The sequence below is a fragment of the Konateibacter massiliensis genome, from assembly GCF_900184995.1.
Taxonomy (GTDB): Bacteria; Bacillota; Clostridia; order Lachnospirales; family Lachnospiraceae; genus Lachnotalea; species Lachnotalea massiliensis.
Genome location: NZ_LT860099.1, coordinates 2,031,453 through 2,057,131, shown reverse-complemented (window position 1 = coordinate 2,057,131; position 25,679 = coordinate 2,031,453). Strand labels below are relative to the sequence as shown.

At 42.2% G+C, this 25,679-nt stretch carries 16 protein-coding genes; 11 read left to right on the top strand and 5 right to left on the bottom strand.

The window, feature by feature from the left end; translation table 11 throughout:
- The first annotated feature begins 109 nt into the window (after positions 1-109).
- Positions 110-3,205, top strand: coding sequence for a glycoside hydrolase family 2 TIM barrel-domain containing protein (locus CTY48_RS15180; protein WP_236354965.1), 3,096 nt, complete (start codon positions 110-112; stop codon positions 3,203-3,205).
- Positions 3,206-3,320: 115 nt separating this feature from the next.
- Here CTY48_RS15180 and CTY48_RS15175 read toward each other — a convergent pair whose 3' ends face one another.
- The 3 genes from CTY48_RS15175 to CTY48_RS15165 form a co-directional block, all read right to left on the bottom strand.
- On the bottom strand, positions 3,321-6,935 hold the full coding sequence (locus CTY48_RS15175) for an Ig-like domain-containing protein (RefSeq protein ID WP_099469305.1): 3,615 nt from the start codon (positions 6,933-6,935) through the stop codon (positions 3,321-3,323).
- 575 nt (positions 6,936-7,510) lie between these two features.
- A complete protein-coding gene (locus CTY48_RS15170; RefSeq protein ID WP_099469304.1) occupies positions 7,511-8,542 on the bottom strand; it encodes a sugar kinase in 1,032 nt (343 codons plus the stop codon).
- A 47-nt stretch (positions 8,543-8,589) separates the two neighbouring features.
- Positions 8,590-9,552, bottom strand: a complete 963-nt coding sequence (locus CTY48_RS15165; RefSeq protein WP_099469303.1) for a bifunctional 4-hydroxy-2-oxoglutarate aldolase/2-dehydro-3-deoxy-phosphogluconate aldolase — start codon at positions 9,550-9,552, stop codon at positions 8,590-8,592.
- Between the two features lie 527 nt (positions 9,553-10,079).
- Between CTY48_RS15165 and CTY48_RS15160 the strand changes: the two genes are divergently transcribed.
- The 3 genes from CTY48_RS15160 to ybaK all read left to right on the top strand — a co-directional run bounded on the left by CTY48_RS15160 (position 10,080) and on the right by ybaK (position 11,886).
- On the top strand, positions 10,080-10,868 hold the full coding sequence (locus CTY48_RS15160; RefSeq protein WP_099469302.1) for an IclR family transcriptional regulator: 789 nt from the start codon (positions 10,080-10,082) through the stop codon (positions 10,866-10,868).
- A gap of 85 nt (positions 10,869-10,953) precedes the next feature.
- Positions 10,954-11,364 carry a protease complex subunit PrcB family protein gene (locus tag CTY48_RS15155; protein WP_236354962.1) on the top strand — a complete coding sequence of 137 codons (411 nt, stop codon included), beginning with the start codon at positions 10,954-10,956 and terminating at the stop codon, positions 11,362-11,364.
- A gap of 51 nt (positions 11,365-11,415) precedes the next feature.
- Positions 11,416-11,886 carry a Cys-tRNA(Pro) deacylase gene (gene ybaK / locus CTY48_RS15150; RefSeq protein ID WP_099469301.1) on the top strand — a complete coding sequence of 157 codons (471 nt, stop codon included), beginning with the start codon at positions 11,416-11,418 and terminating at the stop codon, positions 11,884-11,886.
- Positions 11,887-11,896: 10 nt separating this feature from the next.
- On the opposite strand, the gene CTY48_RS15145 is transcribed toward ybaK, so the two are convergent.
- Positions 11,897-12,739 carry a helix-turn-helix transcriptional regulator gene (locus CTY48_RS15145; RefSeq protein WP_099469300.1) on the bottom strand — a complete coding sequence of 281 codons (843 nt, stop codon included), beginning with the start codon at positions 12,737-12,739 and terminating at the stop codon, positions 11,897-11,899.
- 251 nt (positions 12,740-12,990) lie between these two features.
- Between CTY48_RS15145 and CTY48_RS15140 the strand changes: the two genes are divergently transcribed.
- A complete protein-coding gene (locus CTY48_RS15140) occupies positions 12,991-15,450 on the top strand; it encodes a glycosyl hydrolase family 95 catalytic domain-containing protein (protein WP_180272744.1) in 2,460 nt (819 codons plus the stop codon).
- A gap of 122 nt (positions 15,451-15,572) precedes the next feature.
- On the opposite strand, the gene CTY48_RS15135 is transcribed toward CTY48_RS15140, so the two are convergent.
- On the bottom strand, positions 15,573-17,366 hold the full coding sequence (locus CTY48_RS15135) for a GDSL-type esterase/lipase family protein (RefSeq protein WP_099469298.1): 1,794 nt from the start codon (positions 17,364-17,366) through the stop codon (positions 15,573-15,575).
- 263 nt (positions 17,367-17,629) lie between these two features.
- On the opposite strand from CTY48_RS15135, the gene CTY48_RS15130 reads away from it, so the two are divergent.
- The 6 genes from CTY48_RS15130 (at position 17,630) to CTY48_RS15105 (ending at position 25,646) form a co-directional block, all read left to right on the top strand.
- A complete protein-coding gene (locus CTY48_RS15130; RefSeq protein WP_099469297.1) occupies positions 17,630-18,058 on the top strand; it encodes an HIT family protein in 429 nt (142 codons plus the stop codon).
- 20 nt (positions 18,059-18,078) lie between these two features.
- On the top strand, positions 18,079-20,397 hold the full coding sequence (locus CTY48_RS15125; protein ID WP_099469296.1) for an AraC family transcriptional regulator: 2,319 nt from the start codon (positions 18,079-18,081) through the stop codon (positions 20,395-20,397).
- A 311-nt stretch (positions 20,398-20,708) separates the two neighbouring features.
- Complete coding sequence (locus tag CTY48_RS15120) at positions 20,709-21,680, top strand: ABC transporter permease (protein ID WP_099469295.1); 972 nt, start codon at positions 20,709-20,711, stop codon at positions 21,678-21,680.
- A gap of 15 nt (positions 21,681-21,695) precedes the next feature.
- Positions 21,696-22,619 carry a carbohydrate ABC transporter permease gene (locus tag CTY48_RS15115; RefSeq protein ID WP_236354960.1) on the top strand — a complete coding sequence of 308 codons (924 nt, stop codon included), beginning with the start codon at positions 21,696-21,698 and terminating at the stop codon, positions 22,617-22,619.
- Positions 22,620-22,688: 69 nt separating this feature from the next.
- The gene (locus CTY48_RS15110) at positions 22,689-24,353 is read left to right on the top strand and encodes a type 2 periplasmic-binding domain-containing protein (RefSeq protein WP_099469294.1); all 1,665 of its coding nucleotides are present in this window, start codon (positions 22,689-22,691) and stop codon (positions 24,351-24,353) included.
- A gap of 255 nt (positions 24,354-24,608) precedes the next feature.
- The gene (locus CTY48_RS15105) at positions 24,609-25,646 is read left to right on the top strand and encodes a glycoside hydrolase family 88/105 protein (RefSeq protein ID WP_099469293.1); all 1,038 of its coding nucleotides are present in this window, start codon (positions 24,609-24,611) and stop codon (positions 25,644-25,646) included.
- The last annotated feature ends 33 nt before the right edge of the window (positions 25,647-25,679 follow it).

Here is a 25,679-nt window from a genome sequence, read left to right as displayed (position 1 = left end):
AAAGTAATCGTAAAATAACCATAGAATCAATAATACTGTTATGGAATGATTATATCATTCTGTATAAAATCTATTCAAGTATTAAAATATTATCCTTAAAGGAGGTACAATGATGAGATTACCAAACTATTTTCAGGACCCTCATGCTCTGCACATCAAAACTGAGCCCCTACGCGCCTACTATGTTCCATGTAACGATGAGAATGAGGCGATGGAGGCAGATATGCTTACTACATCCCGTGCTGTCAATTTAAACGGAGATGACTGGAAATTTAAATATTATGAGAGCTGGCACGATGTACCGGAGAGCTGTATAGAGGCGGACGCTGCCACCGACAGTTATGATACCATCCCGGTTCCAAGTTGCTGGCAGATTTTGGGGTATGATAGGAATCAATACATCAATAACCGATATCCCATCCCCTTTGACCCGCCTTATGTGCCGGACGAGAACCCTACCGGTGTCTATATAAAGGAATTCTTCCTTGCAAAAAAGGATGCAGCTTGTAATGTCTATCTGAACTTTGAAGGTGTGGACTCCTGCTACTATGTATGGGTAAATGGGGAGTTTGCAGGTTACAGCCAGATTTCCCATTCCGGGAGCGAGTTCGACATTACAGACAAGGTACAGGCAGGAAGTAACCGGCTGACTGTTATCGTATTGAAATGGTGTGACGGAACATATCTGGAGGATCAGGACAAGCTGCGTTTTTCGGGAATTTTTCGGGATGTATATTTGCTGCTTCGTCCGAAAAATCATATTCGTGATTATTTTGTGCATACTGATGTGTCCGAGGATTTTACACATGCAGTGGTAAGAGCGGATTTGGAATTTTGCGGCAGCCCGGCTGTAAAAGCCCGCTTGTATGCTCCTTGCGGAACGCTTCTGTCGGAAAAGGAAATTACTGCGGGAAGGGTAAGTTTTCCGGTGGATTCGCCGGATTTATGGAACGCGGAACACCCTGTCTTATATACTCTTGTTCTGGAGACAGGGGAAGAAACCATCGCCCAGAAAGTGGGGATTCGCCGGATTGACATACGGGATAATGTAATCTATATAAATGGAGTAAACTTCAAAATCAAGGGTACCAACCGACACGATAGCAATCCTTACACGGGAGCTGCTATCACCAGAGAACAGCTTATGCAGGATTTGAAGCTGATGAAGGAACATAATATCAATGGCATTCGTACCAGCCATTACCCGAATGCTCCGTGGGCTGCCCAAATGTATGACAGATACGGCTTCTATGTGATGGATGAGGCGGATTTGGAATCCCACGGGACCAATTTTATCTACGGGCGTGGGACCAGAAGGGAGGATATTGCAGAGGTAGGATATGATAAAACCTATGGTTTGCTTATGAGAGAGCCTTCCTATGAAAAAGCCGTGCTAGATCGTATCCAGCATCTGGTTCACAGGGACAAAAATTGCGCGAGTGTCTTTTCATGGTCAATGGGAAACGAAAGCGGATATGGTCCAAGTCTGGAAAAAGCATCTACATGGATTAAATCCTACGATCCCAATCGGGTACTGAGCTATGAGAATAGTATCTGGGAGATGGAGGATTCGGAGTATGTAAAAGATGTGTCCAATATTGATGTGCATTCCCGCATGTATGTTCCGGTGGAGTTTATCGATTACTTCTGCACCCAGAAGGGCAAGCAGCCTTTTATTGAGGTGGAGTATTGTCATGCAATGGGAAACGGTCCGGGAGATTTGGAGGAGTACTTCCAAAGGATGTATCAGTATGACGGCTATATCGGCGGTTATGTGTGGGAGTGGTGTGATCATTCTGTCTTCATGGGTAAGACAATAGAGGGAAAGGATAAGTTTTTCTACGGAGGGGACTGGAAGGAAGAGATCCATGACGGCAATTTCTGTATGGATGGTCTGGTTTATCCGGACAGACGACCTCACACCGGACTTCTGGAATACAAAAATGTAGCCCGTCCTATCCGCGCCGCTCTGATAGATGCGGCTCAGGGGATTGTGGAGCTGGATAACAAAATGGATTACACCAATATTAAAGACAGGTACACTGTTGCCTATGAGATTGTCACGGACGGAGAAGTGCTTGCATCGGGAGAGCTGGAAGAGGTGGATTGCCCGGCAAAGAAAAGTGTTCAGGTATGCCTTCCCGAGAGTATCCATGCTTCTAAAAATACTTTTATTCATCTGCACTATATTCAAAAATATGATGAGCTTCTTACGTTTGCAGGGCATGAAGCCGGTCATGACCAGTTGACCGTATGCAGAAATTCGGAGAGTGCAAAAGCCGTCGTAGCAAAGGCAGCAGGATTTACAGCCGCCTGTACAGAGAGTGAAGTGGTGGTGACGGAGTTGGAAAATCTGATTGTTCTTACAGGAACACAGTTTCGCTATGTTTTTGACAAATGGAAGGGGACTTTTTCCGCTCTGGTCAGAAACGGTAACAGCCTTATTATGAAGCCGATTGAGCTGAATGTGTGGCGTGCCCCTATGGATAATGATCGAAACGTTCGACCGGAGTGGGAAGCCGCGGGTTATGACAGAGCCAGAATAAAAGTCTACGAGACAGGCTGGGAACAAAAGGAAGAAGTGACAGTCATTACGTCGCATTATTCCCTGTATGCAGTTTCTTTGCAGCGCATCATCACAGGGCAGATGATGTGGAACGTGATGCCTGACGGTACTATTACCGTTGAGGTAGACGGCGACCGCTCCTCCTTAAAGCCTCAATTTGCCAGGAAACCTCTGGAGAAGCTTCCGTTTCTGCCTCGGTTTGGTCTGCGCCTATTTCTGCCTGCCTCTTATGACAGAGTAACCTATTTTGGATTTGGGCCTCAAGAGAGCTATGTGGACAAGCACCGAGATGCTTATGTGGATTTGTTTACCGCATCTGTGGATAATCTGCATGAGGATTATATTCGGCCACAGGAGAATGGCAGCCACTTTGGATGCACCGGCTTAGCCGTATCATCAGAAGAGGGAAGCTGTCTGCTCGTATCCGGCTCCGAGTTTAGTTTCAATGCTTCCTGCTACACACAAGAGGAGTTGGCTGCCAAAGCTCACAATTTTGAACTGGAGAAGTCCCCCTATACAGTACTCTGTCTGGATGGCTACATGTCCGGTTGCGGCTCGAATAGCTGCGGGCCTCGGCTGATTGAAAAATATCAGGTGAATAACGAAAAACTATCTATGACATTTACGCTCGAGTTTTAAAAGTGAAAAATGTATAGGAAACTAATAGCCCTCACGGCAAGGACGTATTTTTAAAAAATAGAAAATACGTCCTTTTGCTGTGAGGGCTATAGAAATAGAAGATTATAGAACTTTTTTATTTTCTGATTTTTACACTGACGGTTTTGCTATATTTTCCATAAATCTTATTGCCCTCAGAATCAACCGTATATGCCCGAACTTTGACATAATAGGTGCTGCCCTTTGTCAGCTTTGAAATTGTCTTTGACAAAGTGGAGGCTTTTGAAATCGTAGCAGTGCTCGTGTTTTTTGTAAATTTCTTATCTGTTGCATAGGTTATTTCATATCCCTTTGCACCGGAAATTGAACTTTTCAATGTAATTTTCATTTTCTTTGCACTGCTGTTTGTCGCTGCTTTTATTGCAGGTGCAGCAGGTTTTGATACCTTTTCCCATTTTGCGTACAGCTTGTAATTCTTTGTACTGCTTTTTGAGATGGAGGTTATCTTTGTTTTAAACTTACTGTCTGTGTACCAGCCTTTAAATAGATAGCCTTTTCTTGTCGGCTCAGACAGCGTTACCTTTTGCTTGTAATAAGCAGCCGGATTTTTGCTGTTATTCGCTCCTTTGTTTAAGGAATAAGTAATCTTATAGCCTACCGTTACGCTGCAGGAAGCAGTAATGCTTGGGTTGCTGACAGAAGCTGCTTTGATAACAGCCGTTCCATACGCTTTGCCGGTCACCTTGCCGTTTTGGTCTACCGTTGCAACCTTTGTGTTGCTGGAACTCCAAGTAACGGAAGTATCCGTAGCATTTTCAGGTAAAACAGAAGCGGATAAAGTCTCGCTGGAGCCTTTTGCAATTGCGGTTTTAGTTTTGGTAAGCGTAATTGACGAAACCCCAACGACATCCGGTAAAACAGTAATTGCACAAGCAGCCGTAATGTTGCTTCCGTCAGTTGAAGCGGCACTGATAACCGCAGTTCCTGCTGACAGAGCCTTTACCAGACCGGTGGAATCGACTGAAGCAACACCGGTGTTGGAGGAGGTCCATGTCAATGCAGAGTTTGTAGCGTTTGCAGGCTCAACACTTGCCTTCAATGCAACGGTTTCACCGATTTTTAAGGAAGCCTGTGTCTTGTCTAAACTGATTTTGGTCACTAACTGTGCAGGAGTAGAAACAGGTGGAATTGCGCCAATATAGGAAGCATGGGAAATGCCGCTGTTTGCAAGGAAGCTTGCGGTAGTCGGGCGCATAAAATCACCGTAGTTAATGGTTCCGTCCGCGTTTCTCTCGTATGACTCAGGAGCCGTTGTACTTATGAAATCGTTTGCAGTAATGGTATTATTTCCTTCATCGAAGAAGTAGGAGTTGACAATGTTGCCGGAAATATAATCATTTACTGTATCTTCATCATAGCTGCTGCGATAGGAAATATTGTTGGTGAAGGTTCCTTGCTCGCTTGCAGACAAATAAGGATTTAAGCGGAAAATATAATTGTATCTGTTATTGTCAACTGAGGTACAGTTTGTGACAGTCAGTACACCGGTATTAAAATTGTCGGTAAAGCCGTCCATATTGTTTTGGAAAGCAAGGCAGTCAGTTATGATATGGTCAACCGCATAGCCTTCTCCGCCAAGCTTAAAGCCGTTGTTGCCGTTGCTGTAAGCGATACAGTTTTGTATTGTGACAGGCTCATTTTTGGCATCGCCAAGCTTATTGAATAAATCCCAGCCATCGTCTGCATTGTCATGGGAGATACAAGAATCAAATAGGTTACCCTTTCCGACGCCTAGTTTAGCGGCAAAGCCATCGGCATTGATTTGGGAGGCATCTACGTTTTCATAGGAAAGACAGTAACGGATTGTGTTGTTTTCCGGCCATGTGAGCGGGTCTGTGTCGGAGCCCATACCAAGCTGGAAGCCGGTATCCTCATTTCCGTAGAAGGTGCAATATTCAAATACATTGCCGCTTCCGCTCGCACGAAGACCAGCAGAATTTGAGCCGGTGATTGAAATATGGGATATATTCCAGTAGCTTGCATATACATAAGAATTTCCACTGAATACTACATTTTCACCATTATAAGCGGTCAAGCTCTTCATTCCTTTAGTGCTTGCCGACATTGTTGCCTGGATGACGAGGGCATTATAGGTTCCTTCGCGAAGATAAATGGTGTGTCCCTCTGATAAATAGGAGAGAGCTGTATCCAAATCAAGCGGTGAATCGATATCCCCGCTGCCCGAGCTTGTACCGTCCACGGAGACATAGAGATCCTTTTGGTATGCTTCATTTTTGGTCACGTTAAAATCTACGGTTTTGGAGCCGTTGCTTGAGCTGTAATTAATCACAAAATTCGTTGTGTCGCTGCTTAAAGTAGTAGGAAGCTCATATATTTCACCTGCGGTCACAGCTCCGGCTGCCTCAATTACGCTGCCGTCCTGCAAAATCTCTGCCGTACCGTCAAAATTTGTCCGAAATGCCACTGTATAATCACTGGAGCTTGTCTTCTCTGCGGACATATTGGTAAAGGAGAGAGCATATGCCTCCGGTGTAAAGGTGCATGGTGCGGTGTTGGCATTAGATGTAGTCAGGGTAATATCTGTGTAGGTCACCTTCGCATTTCTGGAAGAGAAGAAGCCTACATACATATTTTCCTCGTCGATAACGGCAAGTCTGTCTGCATCGTCAATACTTCCGGTTTTCTCGGTTCCGTCAGAGGCTATGTAGGTGGTGATAAATCCGTTATCGGTGCGTTCCAGACGAAGTGTAAAGAAGTCGCTGCTGTCGTAGCTCTCTCCCTCAGCAGGTGTAACATCTTCAATTACGGTCTTTGACTTGTCTGCGTTTATCTGAGCAAACTGAGTTGCTGAGTAGGAAATATGAGCATTTCCGTATGGATAGAATACGCCGTTTCTCTGATAAGACATAATATTGAGAGCTGTATTGGTTTTTTTCTCATTTGCCATGACCATTGTAGAAGCTACATTGGAGGCAGCAGGAAGTTCCTCATATCCCTCCGCCATAGGCTCTTGCCTGGCAGCCCCAAGTATATCTCTTGCCATGATACCGACAGCTTCCTGTTTACTTGGAGCAGAATTGTTTTCCGGTCCAAACTGGTTGATAAATACCTTTGCCTCCAGAACAAAGTTTTTACTTGTCGGAAGTGTTGTGTAGTAGAAGGTTAAGCCGTCGTGTGCGTTTGCGATTTTACCGCCGCGGCTCTCAATCACTACAGCATCTTTTGTCTCCGGCTCTGCGCCCTCGACGGATGAATCAACGACACTGATCTGAGTTTCCTCAGCGTACTGTGTGCCTATCTTTTCCGGCAAAACGTTAGACGGAAAATTCAGGTCTGTGGACTGTCCGAATGTGATGGATTTCCACGTATAATCCGCTGCCTCATTGAGCTCAGAAGCAGTGGTGGATGGATTGATAGCAGCCATAGAAGAGCTCTCCTTTTCATCGGATGTGTTTTGCTCAACCTCATTTACAGAAGAGGTTTCTGTTTCGCCGGTTGTGTTTTCCACAACATCATTTTCAGAAACGTTTTCTGCTTCATCGGTTGTGATTTCCTCGATGTCATTCGTAGAAACAGTCTCCTCTGTTTCTTGTTCATCGGTCGTAATCTCTGTGACAACGTTTGCAGAATTGTCCTCAATAATAGTGGCAGATGACGAGAACCCTGTACTCGTAAATATGAGCGCACTAGTGAGTAATGCTGCAATTGTTCTTGAAAATAGTTTTTTCATGTGTTTCCCCCTTGAAAAAAATGTTAATAGTTACATGTAACGCAAAAAAATATAACAGTTCAGCCGTGACATTCATAATATGCCAGAATATAAATATGCCAAGTATCTTATTAAATAATCGGCACATTCTTTCTATATGGCGTCCGCCCTGTAGAAAGGCTTGTACAACATGTCCTTTGAGTGCAAGCGCTCGCGGTCATTTAGCATAATCATTTCTATATAGCGGAACTGTTATAAGCAGATTATACCATTAATGGTTGAAAATGTAAACGTTTGCAGACAATTCGACGAAAAGAAAATGAAACGAATAAAAAAAGGGGTAATAATAGACAAAATGCAAATAAAAGACAGAAAAAAATAATGCACCTTTGGCAAAAGGTACATTATCATTTAGTTAATAGAATTGGCAAAATTCTATTGAGAGTTACCATAAAATGAATGGGTTAACATTCTATGGTATAAAGTATTGAAATTTATTTCAACACAGAGGAAATTCTATGTTTCCTCTGTGTGAAAGGCTTAAATAAATGTCTGAATGGAGCCGGGCTCACATTCTGCTGCGTAAAAGCAGCTTCTTATCTTTGAACTCTTCCTGAAGCGTCTCCGCCAGCTAAGGTATCAACTTCTTTTCTGGAAACAAGGTTAAAGTCTCCAGGAATTGTGTGCTTCAATGCAGAAGCAGCAACGCCGTATTCAAGAGCAGACTTGAAGTCTTTTCCGTCAACTAAGCCGCAGATAACACCGGCAGCAAAGGAGTCACCACCACCAACACGGTCAACGATCGGGGTAATACGGTACTCTCTTGAGTGATAGAATTCTTTTGTCTCTCCGTTGTAGATACAAGCTGACCAGCCGTTATCAGAAGCGGAGTGGCTTACTCTTAAAGAGCTTACAGCATATTTGAAATCAAATTTAGCAACCATCTGCTCAAAGATATCCTTGTAGCCTGCTAATTCAAGATCACCGCTTGTAACGTCAGTATTTCCCGGCTTAAAGCCTAATACTAATTCAGCGTCTTCTTCGTTACCGATACAAACATCAACATACTGCATTAAGTTTGTCATAACCTTCTGAGCTTTTTCGGAAGACCATAATTTCTTACGGAAGTTAAGATCAACAGAAACAGTTACGTTATGTTTCTTTGCAGCCTTTAAAGCTTCCTCTGTCAATACAGCAGCAGCATCGGAAACAGCAGGTGTGATTCCTGTAAAGTGGAACCAGTCAGCGCCCTCAAAAATTTTATCAAAATCAAAATCAGCAGCAGTAGCTGTTGAGATAGAAGAATAAGCTCTGTCATAAACTACTTTGGAAGGTCTCATAGCGGAACCTGTCTCAAGGAAGTAGATACCAAGTCTCTCACCGCATTTTGCGATGTTTTTTGTACCAACATCATATTTTCTAAGTGCCGCAACTGCACACTCACCGATTTCATTGTCCGGTACAGCAGTTACGAAGTCAGCCTCATGTCCGTAGTTAGCAAGAGAGACAGCAACGTTAGCTTCTCCGCCACCGTAGTTTATATCGAACTCATCAGCCTGAATAAATTTTTCATTATTTGGGGTTGATAATCTTAACATGATTTCACCCATAGTAACAACTTTAGCCATTTTTAATTTCCTCCATTGCAAATATAAATTTTAATTATTTTTGTTTTTTATTTCTGAACCAAATGTACAGCAAATCCGCTGTATTCACCAACAAAGTAAATTGCAGCAAGAGCGCCCTTGTCGTTGTGTTTTGCGGTTGCTTCGTCGAATTTGAAGCCCTGCATTTCAAGATGGAATTTTGCTCTCTCAATGTAGTTTGTTGCAATTGCAATATGTCCGTGAGCTCCAAGATAAGGAGTTTTCATTACTTCAACGCCTTTTCCGGCAAAAATAGAGCTTGAACCAACTTTTTTCTCAAAGCCAAACATTTTCTCAAATGCACTTGCAGTAGCGTCTGCCTCTGTCTCGTTTGCAGCATTGATACCTACGTGTCTTACCTCAAAGCCTAACATGTTTGTTACAGCTTCCTTAGTAAGTCTTGTAATCTCATCAAATTTTCCCTCTTTTACGAGTGTATCATTTACCATCCAGCTTCCGCCGCAAGCAATAATCTTAGGGAAATCAAGATAAGAAGTCAGGTTGCTTGCATTGATACCGCCTGTTGGCATGAATTTCATGTTTACATAAGGAGCTGCCATAGACTTAATCATGTTCAGTCCGCCAGCCGCCTCTGCAGGGAAGAATTTAACAACCTCTAAGCCTAATTCGATTGCCTGCTCGATATCACTAGGATTTGTAGTACCCGGTGTTACAGGGATTCCTTTGTCTACGCAATATTTTACTACCTTTGGATTAAGTCCCGGGCTTACAATGAATTTAGCTCCGGCAGCAACAGCAGTGTCTACCTGCTCGGTTGTCAATACAGTTCCGGCGCCTACAAGCATCTCTGGGAATTCTGTTGCCATAATCTGAATAGCTTCAGCAGCGCAGGCAGTTCTGAAGGTTACCTCTGCACAAGGAAGTCCTCCGTCACAAAGTGCTTTTGCCAACGGCTTTGCATCTTTTGCATCATCAAGCTTAATAACAGGTACAATACCAATTTTTTGAATCTTCTGTAATACTTCGTTCATTACAAATCTCTCCTTATTTAAAATGTAGTATATCATTTTGGAAAAATACTTGGATAATATATAGTCACTTCCATGGTGTTCCATAATATAAAACTATGTTTCGCATAACGATACTATAAATAAATTATACTATCATTTGACAAGATGTCAAGAAAAAACAATCATGTTTCGTACTTTTTGTGTAACAGTTCAGCCATGCAGGGATGATTACGCAAAATTTGTCGTAAGTGCTTGCAGTTTAAAAAAGTTTTGCGTAATCATTTCTATAGGGCAGGGCTGAACCGTTACTGACCAAACGATAACTTTTTGCAACCATGTTGTTTTTTTTGCAAAAGCGTGGTAGAATAACAATGTTTCACTAGGTGAAACTGGTTTCATGACATAGGAAATCTTTGAGAACTTCTTTAATAATATAAAATAAATTATCGAAATCAAAAACATTTCCGATAATTTGTAGTATGCGCATTTTGTGGAAAGAATATTGGGAAAGGTACTTCTTCGCAAGAAAAGGTACGGATGGAGGAAATATGCAAGAGGAAACTGGAGTAAATAAAAATCCCGTTCAGTCTGCGGAGAGAATTTTTCAGGTGATGGAGACTTTAGCGCAGATGGGACCGATTGGTCTTATGGATTTGAGCAACTATTTGGGATTACATAAAAGTACGGTGCATCGTCTGCTTACCTCATTGATTTATATGGGTTACGCAAGGCAGGATGAGGATACTCAAAAATATATGCTTTCTTATAAAATTGTAGGTTTGTCGGGACAGCTTCTGGATAAGATTGATATTCTTCCGATTGCCCATTCTTATATGAAGCAATTGGCAGAGCTTAGCCAGGAGACAGTCCATCTGGTGCAGCGAAATGAAAATGACATTATCTATATCGACAAGGTGGAGTCGAAGGTGAGCTCGATACGAATGGTTTCCCAGATTGGTCTTATCCATCCGATGTATTGTTCCGGTGTGGGCAAGGCGATTCTTGCGACACTTTCAATCGAAGAGGTGGCAAAAATTTGGAGCGCCAGCGTAATTGAGAAGAAAACGCCAAAGACAATTACATCGCTTGAAGAACTGCTGCGTGTGTTGGAAGAGGTGAGAGAGCGGGGTTATGCGATGGATGATGAGGAAAATGAGATAGGAGTCCGCTGCATTGCTGCCTGTATTTATGATTACAGGGGAAAGGCAAAATATGCCTTCAGTATATCGGCGCCGCTAAGCCGAATGACTGACGAGCGTGTGAAGGAATTGTCAGCGCATGTTTTACAGGTAAAGCAGGATTTGTCGATGGCGCTTGGATACCGATTTAAGAAATAGATGTGAATAAAAGTTCTATGATGCAAAGGAAAATAATACTTTGTATCATAGAGCTTTTTTTAATATGAGAGGAGGAATTTATAGTATGAAGCGGTTTTTTATCACTTTGGCAGCCGGGCTGTTTATAGCAGCGTTTGTCGGAGGATGTTCCGTGGAGGAATCAAGCAATGAAAAACTGCGTGATTTGGAGTTTACCGTTGTGGAGGAGGCAGATGTGCCGGAGGAGCTTCAAAGCATTGTGGATGAGAAAAAACAAAGTGAATTTAAAATTACATATACGGATAATGAAAGCCTGTACATATGTGTTGGCTACGGGGAGCAGCAGACAGGAGGCTACAGTATAGCGGTAAATGATTTGTACCTGACAAGCAACGCAATCTTTGTTGACACAAATTTGATTGGACCGTCCAAAGAAGAAAAAATAAGCGAGGGCATGTCCTATCCTTATATTGTGATAAAAACGGAATATATGGACAAAAGTGTAGTCTTTGAGTAAAATAAATGCAAGATAAAGTTTACGGATAGAAACGAAAGAAGGAACGAAGTTATGGTAAAGACAAATGCAATGAGAATACTGGAAAAAGCCGGTATTCTTTTTGATACAAAGGAATATGAAGTAGACGAAAATGATCTGTCAGGAGAACACCTTGCAAAAGAGCTTGGACTTCCCTGTGAGCAGGTATTTAAGACGCTTGTTGCAAGAGGAGAGAAAAACGGGATTATGGTTTTTTGTATTCCGGTAAATGAAGAGCTGGATTTAAAGAAAGCCTCGGTGCTGACAAAAGATAAGAAGATTGAAATGGTTCATGTAAAGGAGCTTTTAGGATTAACCGGATATATACGGGGAGGCTGTTCGCCGATTGGAATGAAGAAGAAATATCCGACCTATGTGGACGAGACGATTATTTTGTTTGATGAGGTATATGTAAGTGCGGGGATACGCGGAGCACAGCTTATTATGAAGCCGGAGGATTTGGTTTCCTTTGTGGAAGCCAAGACAGCAGATTTGGTGAAGTAAAAAGAAGAGATTAGAGTCCTGTTATGTGTCGTCTCCACTCCCTTGTCGTCATATGATAATAAGCCTTAAACGCCTGCAAAAAGCTGCTTAAGCTGGAATACCCGGTCAAATCGGCAATTTCCTCCATGGTATAATTGCCGTCCAAAATAAAGGAAGCCGCGGCGGACATTCGCGCCTCTGCCCTCTTCTCTTGAAAGGTGCAGCCATAGTATTTTAATAAAACCCGCTGTGTCTGACGGCGGCACATGCCGACAATCTCACAGATATCATCCAGCGTTAAATCACGATAGCGGTATAAAAACGCCATTTCAATTTCACGCTGAAAGGGCACGATATCCCCTTTTTCCTCCGCGGAGAGAGGGGATATATTGCGTGCCAATGCAACCAGATAGCGTTGAAAGCAGGCATTGATTGCAACGGAATGACCAATGGAGGTGGAGGAAAGCTCTTGGTGAATCAGATGAATCGCATCGGCAATATTCTGATTATCAGTGCCATACCAAAATGGAGTGGTCCGAAAGAGTTTTGTGATAGGTGCATTTGTGACAGGCTCCGGTGAGTCATCAATCGAGAAATATAGGCAGTTTTCTTGCATAGGATTGGTTTTGTCCGGTTCCTGCCGGTGCAAAATCCCGGGACCTGTAACAAAAAGTGTTCCGGGTGTCAGAAGGTAGACGGTTTCGCCTACAATAAGCTTTCCGCAGCCCTCTAAAATATAATGCACTTCATAGCTGTTGTAGCTGTGGCTGTGCGCCGGAATTGGGTGCTCAATGACACCTTGTGTTACCATCAAAATATGATAGGTATGATTTTCCATGGAAAAGGAATAGTTTAGGTTTTGCGACAGCTTCATAAGACACCTCCGTTTACTTAATTTGATTATAAGTAATTCAGATACTTAGTACAAGTAAAATATTTAAAGTATAACTATTAATAAGTTTGCAAAGTATGGTTAAAATTAAGCAGTAGTAATAATACTTGAAAAAGTTTAGAAATTGCGACATAAAATGAAAGAATATGGCGTGTATCGCGGTGTGTTTTTTTACAAGATTAAGATAAAATAGAAGCAACAAAATGTACTATCTTCTTAAAGGAGGAAATAGCGTGAAGCATATATTAGAGATGAAATACCCTTCGTCATGGTGGCATGACACATGGAGAGAGGGCTTGCCGACAGGGAACGGATTCACCGGCGCAAACCTTTACGGAGGAGCAAAATGCGAAATCTTGCAGCTAAACCGGCATGATTTCTGGTGTGGCGACGCGGAGGAGGAACTCCCGGATGTGCACGAGGCATTTGGCAGGCTGCGCGAGAAAATGGATGCAGGCAATTTCAAGGAAGCAAGCTGGGAAATTGTAAATGCGCTGAGAGAAAAGGGCTATGAATCGCGTCTGGAGGCTCATGCACCGCTGGCGAGAATGGTCGTGGAGCAGGTACCGATTGAGGGCTTTTCAACGTTTTCGCGCAGTCTTGATATGGAGCATGCCGTGGCATCACAGCAATGGCAGGACGGCGCAGCTTTTTTGAAAAGAGAAGTCTTTGTATCTCGGGAGGAAGATGAGGTCGTTTATCGCCTCACCGCAGAACCGGGGAGGGTGCCGGAGGATAAAATCAGCTATACCTTAGAGCTTGGAGCCTATCAAAATCAAGGTGAGGAGCTAAGCGAAGCATACAAGGCAATTCAGGATGCAGCTTCCGTGGAAGCCTGCTGTGAGACAGATGAGGTTGCATACCTTTATTTTAACTCGATCCGTGAGAAAAAGGGTGTGCTTCATCAGGACTTTGGTGCAGTGGCAAAGGTTGTAATTGACGGTGGAGAGATAAGTACATTTGAGCAGCGCTTAAAGATTGTCGGAGCCAAGGAGGTTCTTATCACAATTCGGCTGTATGTCGATGATGAGAAGGTGAAGGCGTCTAAACGCTTGCATGATGAGCTGGAAGCACGAAAGGACGGCTATGAAGAACGGCTTGCAAAAAGTGCTAAGCTTCATAGGGCGCTTTATCAGAGTGCAGAGCTTTCGCTTGGCGAGGAATTGGAGGACAACTGGTCAAAGAGCAATGAGGAGTTGCTGATGGACGCATTTTCGGACAAGCAGTCTGTGGAGCTGATTGAAAAGTTATGGCACTACGGAAGATATCTTTTCCTTTGTGGTACGAACCAAATGGCAAATCCATTCCCGCTGTATGGTTTATGGTGCGGAAACAGTGATCCGATATGGTGTCATAATATGGCAAATGAGAACATTCAGATGATTTACTGGCATACGCTGTGCGGAAATCTGATAGACTACAATCAGTCCGTCTTTCAGTATATGAACGACAGAATACCGGCATTTGAGGATAATGCAAGAAAGCTTTTTGGACTTGACGGCATCTATATGACGGCAGGCACGACGCCGGGCGTAGCGGCTCCGACTCAGGTTGTGCCGGTTATTATCAACTGGGTAGGCGCAACAGGATGGATTGCACAGCATTATTACCAATATTTCTTATACACGAAAAACGAGGAATATGCAAAAACGGTTCTGCTTCCGTTTATGGACAAAACAGCAAGATTTTATGAGGAATACGTTTGTTTTACAGAGGATGAAAACGGAAAGGAACGCATGAAGTTTTACCCGAGTGTTTCACCGGAAAATACGCCGCAAAACTTTATGCCTCCTGAAGGGGTACAGATGGCGCATCCGATGCCGACAACAATCAATTCAACAATCGATCTGGCTATTTTGAAGGAATTTTTTTCCCAGATGCTTGACCTCTATGCCAATATGGAGGAAGGAACGTTCTCCGATAAGCGGGTGAAGCTGTGGAAAAGAATACTTGCGTCCATTCCGGAATATAAGGTAAACGAGAAGGGCGCCATCAAGGAATGGCAGGAGAATATGTTTGAGGACCGATATGACCATCGACATCTGTCTCACATCTATCCGGTATTCCCGGGTTATGAATATTATCCAGAAAAAGACCCGGATGAGATGGAGAAGTTTGTAAAGGCAGTGAAGCTTCGTAAAATCGATGCACAGACCGGTTGGTCGCTTGCACATATGGCAGCGATCTATGCCCGCTTTCGAGATGGAGAGGGTGCGATGAAGTGTCTTGATGATATGGCAAAGAGCACGCTGTTAAATAACTTCTTTACCCTCCATAATGATTGGAGAGGGATGAACATTTCGTGGAATATGGACCCCGCCCCGGTTCAGCTCGATGCCATTGTGGGTTATGTCAATGCACTTCAAGAAATGCTGTTATACGCGGCACCGGGATATCTTGCGCTCCTTCCGGCGTTGGAGGAGAGGATTTCTGCGGGAACGATGAAAAAATTCCGTTACCATGACGGGCTTATCTCAATGAAGTGGAATGTAAAGAAAGCGGTGTTCGAGGTAGAACTTACTCCGATAAGACCGCACAAATTGCAGTTAGTTCTTCCGAAGTATATAAAATGTCCTGAGTGGAGCGGCATTGAGAAAAATCAGGTAAAGCAGATACGCGATGGTGTGTGGGAAATCATGTTGGAAGAAAATCCGGTTAAGGTGATAGAGAGAGTAGAAACGGCAGAGATTTAGATAGATAAGAAAGCAGCCAAGCCCTTCATGAGTGAAAGACTTGGCTGCGAAGTGTGAGCTAAGCTCACACTTTTTTCATATAAGGTTACATAAAATATCCAAAAGGGATAAGTATTTCAAGCCTACATTGCCATCTTAAAGGCATACAAAATATTGCCTGCCTCCTGCCGTGTCAACAGTTGGCTGCTTGCAACGGAGGTGTCCAGCAATCCGATTGCATCGGCGGCATTGTAATAAGGGGTTGCCCATTCTGTACAGTGGAAGGTTTTGGCTTCTTTTGTTTCCGGCAGTGTTTTCCTGCTCTTATAGCCATTTATCACGAAGGAAACCATCTCCTCATAGGAAACCTCTTTTTGCGGATAGAAGTTCTCATCCACAAGGGCTTTATCTACCATTCCGTTTGACCATGCACATTCCACGGTACCGGCATACCATTCATGACCCACAACATCCTTGAACATATCATTGTATACGTTGGTCGGGAAGAAGTTTGCAATTTTTACAACCATGCCAAGTGCCTCTGCTCTGGTAATAACATCAGTCGGGCGGAATAAAGTATCAGTATTCGGAATGACACCGATGGAGGTGAGTTCCACAATTTTATCCTTGTTGCCGCAGTCGTCAATATCTGTAAATTCAACTTTAAAGGAAGCAACAGAAGGATTTTTCACATTCTCAAGTCCCTTTGGCGGTTTTGCAGGCTCGATTTTCTGCGGCGGTATCCAGTCGGTTCTCTCGGAGCCTAAAAACTCCTTCAATTCATCTAACTCACCAAAGCCCTCTGCGATAAAGGATGCCATCTTGTAGCCGCCGAAGTCGTTTGTGTGGGTGAAATCTCCGGGGAAGAAATAGCGTTTTGCATCCTCCAGTCCGATTTCAGTGATAAAATCATAACTCTTTTTATGAAGTGCAATAACAGGAACATTCTCTTCCTCGCCTATTTGGCGTATTACCTTGTCGTAGTCCTCTAGTAAATCGTGGTAGGTTCCGTCAGAACCCTTCCATGAATTTCTGCAAAGTGGTGTGACAAGAACCGGAAATGCTTTCTTTTCCCTTACCTCTCGGATATAGGCAAGCACGTTTTCGCGATATCCGCCTTGAGCGGTCAAGTGGCTCAGCTTCTGATCATTATGTCCAAACTGCAAAAGAAAAAAGTCGTTTGGCTGTATGTGTTTCTCGATAATAGAATAGTGTCCCTCGCTTCGGAAGCTCTCGGTTGTAAGCCCGGAATGTGCGTGATTGGAAACGCTAGCCTTGTTGTTCAGGAAAAAAGAGAGGAATTGTCCCCAACCGCAGTAGGAATTTTCCGGTACATACGGATAGCCTCCTGTCTGGTCGGTCAACGTGGAATCTCCCGCAATATATATAGTAGGAACAGCGATTTCCTCTATCTGAAGGGCAGAGATTCTCGCATCATTTCCAAGGATGGTCACGCAAATGGAATTGTCTGTGTAAGGAATCTCTTTTCCGCGAGGAATGAAGCCGCATACGTTGACAATCGTCTCAAAGGTGTGGCTCTCGTGAGGATTTAGATTTATGTCACGAAGTGCCAGATGGCGGCGTCCTGTGAAAACCATGAAATCATCAAGCGGCTTGTCACCTGCGGTTATCGTGACAGTGAGCTTGTAGTTGCCTGCGGCGGGAACGGAAGCCTTGAAGGAGAGCGGGAGCTTTTCACTGTGGGTGAGGTAGCAGCCGGTATCGTCCTGTTTAATCTGTATCAGCTTCTGTCCGATGTACCAATACCATATCTCAAATCCGTCATTTAATTCCGGAATTTGAAGGAGCTCATTTTCAGAACGGTTTTCCTCCGTCAAAAAGCCATAGCCTTTCTCGAAGGAATATAAGGTGTTTGCGTAAACGGAGATGGCATCCGCTGTCTGTGTGTTTCCAAACTGAAATATCTTTTGAAACATATCATAGCCTCCTCTAAAGTTGAAGTTTAATCATAAGCGTGAAGGTAGTGAGCAATCACGTTTAACCTTTTCTAATAACGTAACATTAAATTACTAAAAAATCTATAATATTTTAACAAAAATTAAAATATTATTGGTTAAAGGGGACAAACGCATTGTGAATAACAATAATTTGTGCTAAAATACCCATTATGAGCTTATAGCGGTATCAGTATTAAGCAAATTGATACAAAAAGTGGGAAAGTACACAGAAGGAGGATAATATGAAAGATAATAATTGTGCTTACTGTATGAGAGGGGAACTGTTGGATGCGTTTGGTATCTTTGTTTGTGAGTTGAGTGTGAGCAGTCTCATACTTTTTAAGGAGCAGAGTAAAAGAGGACGTTTCATTGTTGCCTACAAGGATCATGTGAGTGAGATTGTGAATATTTCCGAAGAGGAGAGAAATGCGTTTATGGCGGACGTGACAAGAGCGGCAAAGGCAATACACAAAGCATTTTCTCCGGACAAGCTAAACTATGGTATGTACGGCGATACAGGCTGCCATTTACACATGCATATTGTACCGAAGTACAAGGATGGTGACGAGTGGGGCGGAACCTTCCAGATGAATCCGCAGAAGACGTTTTTAACAGAGGCAGAATACAAAGAGCTGGCGGAAAAAGTGAAGGAGAGCTTAGAAACCATTTAAAGTAATATGCGGAGGAAACTATGAAGAAGGTACCGTTTCTTTTTGAACTTATCGTGCTGCTGGTTTTGCTGCTGGTTATACCGACGAGTATTGTCACGTACTATAGCAGTAAAAGTATGCTGGAGTATTCGGAGGAGGAGATCGCATCCTCGGCGATGGCGAAGCTGGAAGCTAACAGTGATTTGATTGAGGAGATTTTAAACAGTACGGTAAGGAATGTTTTACAGATTGTGAAGGGGAGTACTTTTAATGCATTGAGAAATACAAACACATATGCAGAGTTAAACAATAACTATGAAAGTATTTCAAAGGCATTTGAAATTTGTGATGCCCTCGACGAAATTATGAATAATAATCGGGCAATCAGCTCAGCGTTTTTTTATTTGGACGATGCTGATTACATCATTTCTACGGATAAGGGTGTTGTGCGTCTGGAAAGCTATGAAAGTATCGATTGGCTTACGGATGCGACAAAGCAGATAGCGGGTCCGAGCGGTGTGTGGTATCCGAGAGTTTCAACGTCCAGAGCGGTAAATGAGGTAGAGACGGGAGAAGAGAGTGACATAGAGGTAATTTCTTATGTGTTTCGCCTAAGTAAGCTGGTTACATCAACAAAGGGAACGATTGTAATCAATGTATCAGAGTCAGAAATATGTAAGTATTTGAATTCCAGTCGTTTCGGGACAGAAATGGAAGGCATGCTCATTGATAAAAGTGGAATTGTTATTTCGGATATTAATAAGGAAAACTTATTCCAAGAGCTGCGTGATGATGATTATATCAAGAACATGATAAAGAGCGGCAAAAATTCCGGTTTTGAATATGTGAGCGACAAAAAGGAAAAGGTTTTGTACACCTATTACAGAACTTCATTTAATGACTGGACCTATGTTGCCAAGTATCCGCTTGACAAGCTTATGGAAAAATCGAATGAGATGAGAACGCGATATACGCTGCTCACCATTATCATTATTGTCCTGGGAACGCTGCTTGCTATTTTTGTGGCGACTAAGTTTTCAAAGCCTATGCGTCAGTTGGTCAAGGAATTGAGAAGCCGCGAGGGCAGCGCTTATGGCGAAAGCCGAAGCGATTTGGCATTTATCGCAAATACCTTCTCTCAGATTCAAAAGCAGGAGGAGGATTTGCATAAGCTGCTAAGAGCGAGGGAGGAAGAGACAAAAAATCTGGCACTTCACAATCTGATGATAGGTGAGGTGACAAGTGAAGCGGAAATGGAAGAGATTAAGAAGATGTTTCCGTACAACCATTATATGGTGGCGCTTGCTTCTGCGGATAATATGAAGTCCTATCTCCACGACACCAACCATGATATCAGAAGTTATCACCGTTATGTTCTTTTTGAGAAAATAGAGCAGGCGTTTCCGGAGGGATACTGTGTCAGCTGTATCCGGTATATCGGCGGAATGCTGGGTATTATTATCAATATGAAGGAATATGACAACAGTAAGACACCGCGAACGGTCGGTAATGTTCTTTCGATTATCAAAAATGAAGCGGCACAGGTTATGGGCGGAACGCTTACCATTGGTGTCAGCGCGGTTCATAATGATTACGAGGGGATTAAGGACTGTACGAGTGAGGCGTCCGAGGCTGTGAAAAACAGACTGGTGGAAGGCAGAAACAGTATTATTTTCTACAAATCCAAGAGCAACGAGAACAAAAAGTATCATTATTCTTATAATAGTGAGAAAAAGATACTGAATTACCTGAACAGCGGTGATATTACGAGCATTGAAGCAGAGATAAAGGTAATTATTGATGAAATAAGAAACATCCCGAATATGTCGAGTGATAATATTGTGTTCATATTTAACCAGCTTGCAGGAGCAACGATAAAATATATGGCGGAACATAATATGAATACAAGTATATTAATGGGGCATAATAGCAATATCTACTCTAACATCGCGGAATTTGATACATTGGAGGAAATCGGTGAGTATTTAACCATACTTTACCGGACTATCATTGAGAATTCGACGCAGAGTGATGAACAGAGCGAGACCAAATACTGGGAACAGATTATCAAATATATCAATGAGCACTATAAGGAAGATATTGTTTTTGAGGATTTGGCGGAGAAAATAGGTATCAGCTATTCTTATCTTAGAAAGCTTGTGAGGGAAGAGACCGGAAGAAGTTTGATGGACAACGTCAATATTCTTCGAATTGAGGAAGTAAAGCGTTTATTGCTTCACTCGGATATGAATATCTCCCAGATAGCCATAGAAGTAGGTTATCGAAACGTACAAAGTGTAAATCGGTTTTTTAAGAAATATGAAGGCATTTCCCCAAGTGATTATAAGAACAACCAATAGACTTCCAGTTACTGTAAAAGTGTCCATATGATTTGTAAAAAAATATAAATTATATGGGCACTTTTTTTGATTTCATCTATCAGTTTTGATAATAAAAACGGAAAAAATAGGATAAAAATGAGTGAAAAATCAGACTCGTTAAAAAGTTAACAAATAGAAAACCCGCTAAAATCAAGGGATTTTCGTGTGTCAAAAATGATGCAGTGTATCAAAAATGATTATTTACAAAGCTTTTGGAAACCAGTATAGTGGGACTATGTTCAAAGTGTGAACGAATACACAAATTGAAAATTAAATAGGAGGAATATGTTATGAAATCTGCCAAAGCAGTGAAAGGTGAAAACAATATACAAACAGTTTCACCGATTGGTCCTAAGAAGCACGGTCCTTTATTCTATTTAAAAAAGGATTGGCAACTGTACTTACTATTATTGATTCCGCTAGCGTTTGCTTTGATTTTTAAATATGGTTCAATGGTTGGCTTAGTAATTGCATTTAAAGACTACAAAATTCTGAAAGGGTTCGCAGGAAGCGAATGGGTAGGAATGAAGGTATTCGAAAAAGTCTTTGCAATGAGGGATTTCGGAAAATCCGTAAGAAATACATTATTATTAAACGGATTGACATTAGTATTTGGTTTCCCGATGCCTATCATATTGGCGTTACTATTAAATGAAATTAAAAACAAATACTTCAAAAAAATAACACAGACATTACTTTATTTACCACACTTTTTATCTTTCGTTATTATCGGTGCAATTGCATACCAGATTTTTGGTCAGGCAAGCGGTATTGTGAATAACCTGATAGCAGCAAACGGCGGAGTAAGAATTCCGTTTTTGCAGGAGGATACAAACTGGCTCATCACTTATGTAGCAATCAACGTATGGCAGAGTATGGGATGGGGAACAATTATTTATCTTGCCGCTATCACCTCGGTTGATACAGAATTATATGAAGCAGCAACCGTGGACGGTGCAGGAAGATGGGCAAAATGTATGAATGTTACATTGCCTTGTATCAAAGGAACTATCGTTACATTATTAATTATGAACCTTGGTAAGATTATGGGTGGTTCATTCGAAAGTGTATATGCCTTGATGAACGTTGCAACAACTGAATTTACCACGACCATTCCGGTCTTAGTATATAAGCTTGGTATTTCAAGCGGTAAGTTTAGTGAAGCTACTGCGATTGGTTTATTCCAATCCATAGTGGGATTAGTATTAGTATTGGCCGCTGACTGGGTTGCAAAGAGACTCGGCGAAGAAGGCTTACTATAAGAAGGAGGCTTTAGAATGGATTCAGCATCAAATGTAATGTTACCAAAAAAGAAAAAAGCCTGGACACAGGCACGAGTTAAGAATTTAGGAATTGATATTCTTATATATGCATTTATATTGATTGTTTCGTTAACCTGCGTGCTGCCGTTTATACATGTAGCATCAAAGTCAATCAGTAGCGAAGCATATGTTATTGCAAATAAAATTGTTTTACTGCCAAAGGGAATTACATTTTCTGCTTATAAGAAAATTTTTGCGGATGCAAGTATTATTCGTTCCCTTTATGTATCAGTCATAGTAACGGTATTGTTCACAATACTTGGTATGATTATTACGATATGTGCAGCTTATCCTCTTTCCAGAAGAGATTTAAAGGGAAGAACAGTATTGACATTTCTCTTCATGTTTACGATGTATTTTGCGGGTGGTATCATTCCAGAATACTTACTGATGAACCAGCTAGGGCTGTTGGACAGTTGGGCAGCTATGATTTTACCGCTTGCGTTCAGTCCATATAACCTGTTGATTATGAAAACTTCACTGCAAAGCTCCATATCAGACAGCTTGATTGAAGCGGCACATTTGGACGGCGCAGGACAGATCCGCATTTTGTGGAGTATCGTATTACCGTTGTCAAAGCCTATTATCGCAACATTATCCTTGTTCTATGCAGTAGGCAGATGGAATGCTTATCAGGATGCATTGTTCTATATTAAGCAGAGAACCGATTTGAGACCGCTTCAGTTAAAGCTTTACTATTTGGTAGTTGCGGCCACGGAGAGTTTTCAGGCGGCAGTGGAAGGCTCCGCACAGCTTACAAATCCGGAGGTATTAAAGGCTTCCTGTATTATGTTCGCAACTATCCCGATTATATGTGTTTATCCGTTTGTTCAGAAGTACTTTGTACAAGGAACTATGATTGGTGCAGTAAAGGGTTAATTTAGATAGTGATTTAGGCAAAGCCTATTCCTATAAAAAAAGGTATACAATTTAAGGAGGTAAATGTATATGAGAAAGACTTTTAAAAGAGTTGCAGCCCTTTCATTAGCAGGAGCTATGATTGTTGGTTCACTCGCAGGCTGCGGAAGCAAAACAGACAAAGCAGCAGACACAACAGAAACAACAGAGACCACAGAAGGCACAGATAGCACAGAGGCAACTGACACAACAGAGGCAGCAAGTGACTATGCAGATTATTCGCAGGGCTTTCCGGAGAACGTAACCATTCAGATTCCTGTTTATGACAGAGCATTCGAGGGATGGAACGTAACAGACAACTACTATACACAGTGGATTCAGAAAGAATTCGGTGACAAATACAACGTAACAGTTGAATTTGTAGCAATTGGTAGATCAACAGAAGTAACAGATTATACACAGATGTTAGCAGCAGGTACTGCACCGGACATCATCTTCCACTATGACATGCCACAGGCATTGGCATACTACAGCGAAGGTGCTATGCAGGAACTTGACTTAGGCGAAATCGCAAACTATGCACCCACCTATTTTGCAAACATGGGTGAGACAATCGCAAAATATGGTTCAGTTGAAGACAAACCGACTTTCTTCTTCGGCGAGAGAAGCGATGCTTACAACTGGGTGACGCTAATTCGCCAGGACTGGTTAGATGCAGTTAACATGGAAATGCCTCATAACTTAGATGAATTAAATGCAGTATTTACAGCTTGGAAGGACGCGGGACTTGGTAACGGCGGTGGAACTTTAGTTCAGAACAACTTTACTTATGACTATCCATTCCGTACATGGCCGATTGATGAGAAAGACAGAGCTCTTTACTCTGACCTTTCTGTAGCAGCATTCACATGGCAGCCAACTTATGATTACTTAAAGAACTTAAACTATCAGTATAACAATGGTTTAATTGATCCAGAATTCTACTTAAATACAGATGATGCTTCTACAAAGGCTGATTTCGTATCAGGTGCTTCAGGAATTTATTCTTTATACTTGTCAAGCTCAACTGATGTTATCAGCAGTTTATTAGCAAATGATCCAAATGCTAAATTAGCAGCTTTAGATACAGCAGCAGGAAGTCCAGAAGGAACAATGCCTCAGACAAGAGCTTACTGGCCATTCGGTTTTATCATGGGAATTAACTCAACAACTTCTGATGAAGAAAGAGCAGCTATTTGGATGTACTTAGAGTGGATGAGCCAGCCAGACAACTTATTCTTCTTACAGAATGGTGTTGAAGGTGATAACTATACTTTAGATGCTGACGGATTAGCAGTTAAGAATGCAGATTTCACAGGTGAATCAGCATTATCACAGAACAACAACAAAGATTATTGGGCTTTAGTAACAGAAAGTGCACAGTACGACAAAGATGAGCTTAACTACAAAGCAAATCTTGCTAACTGGGCTCCGGAAGGATACGAGTACTTGATCGAAGATTCTTACAAATACTACAATGATTACAAAGAGTATATGACACCAGATGCATTATATTCTGTAGTTGTTGAAAGTGTTGCAGAGTACAAGACAACATTAAATGATTTATGGAAAGAGCTTTATGTAAAATGCGTTATGGCATCAGAGGCAGACTTTGAAGCTACTTACAAGCAGGCTTGCGAAGACTACTTAGCAGCAGGATATCAGGAGATTCTTGATGAGAAGACAGAAGCTATCGCAGCAGGAAACTACAACTAATCTAAATTAATTTAGTATAAGATAAAACATTTTAATGTTTCCCCTTCTATGTTACCATGGAAGGGGAAATGTTTTAACCTTATCAAGGAAGTCCCCCGCTTCTTCAAGCGGGGGTGCGACTTGCTTGTTTCAGTAGGTGTTCAAGCACCTACTGAAATACCACGAAGTGGTAATAAGGTTATGAGTAAGTAGCGTAGCGGATTACGAATATCCGCTTTGACCTCACCTTAACAAGCAACTTTAATGGAGGAAAATATGTTTAAAATTAATTATGATGAAAAACAGATTTTACAGGCGATTGATGCAATTGTAAAAAAGACGATGACAATGGATATGACATGGGAATGGCCATGCGGTGTTGCGTACTATGGCGTATCAGAAGCTTATGAGACAACAAAGAACGAAGAATATCTTGAAATGCTGAAAAAATGGACAGACGATTACATCGAACTGGGACTTCCGAACTGGACAGTAAATACTTGTGCAATGGGACATGCCATGATTACACTTTACGAGGCAACCGGCGAAGAAAAATATTGGGACCTTGTTATGAGCAAGGTAGATTACATTCGAAATCATGCACTCCGTTTCGGCGATAACGTGCTTCAACATACAGTGTCTATCAAAAACGATTTTCCGGAGCAGGCTTGGGCAGATACCCTCTTTATGGCGGCTTTCTTCCTGTTAAGAGTCGGCGTTAAGCTGGAGGATAAAGAGATTATAGATGATGCCTTAAACCAGTATTACTGGCATATTAAGTATCTTCAGGACCCAGCTACAAGTCTCTGGTATCACGGCTATAACAACATCAGCAAGGACCATATGTCAGGCTTTTACTGGGGAAGAGCAAACAGCTGGGCAGCTTATACCATGTCACAGGTGAAGAGAAGACTCCCTCAGGCATACCTGTATCCGATTTATATGGATATTGAATGTGCGTTAAGAGATCAGCTTGGAGCAATTAAGCTGTTACAGACGGAAAACGGTTTGTGGAGAACAATACTGGACGATGAGGAATCTTATGAGGAGGTATCAGCGTCCTCCGGTATCGCGGCAGCGATGGTGACAAACAAAAATCCTCTTCACACAAAGCATGTACAGAAGGCTTTGGAGGGCATACTTGACAATATTACGGAGGACGGAAGAGTTCTCAACGTGTCAGGTGGAACAGCTGTCATGAAGGACAGAGACGGATATAGAAATATTCCAAAAGACTGGATTCAGGGATGGGGACAGGGACTTGCACTTGCATTTTTAACATCTGTTTTAAATGATAAGGGTGTGGAGCTGTAATTATAACGCGCTTGGCGCAAGAATGCGCAAGGC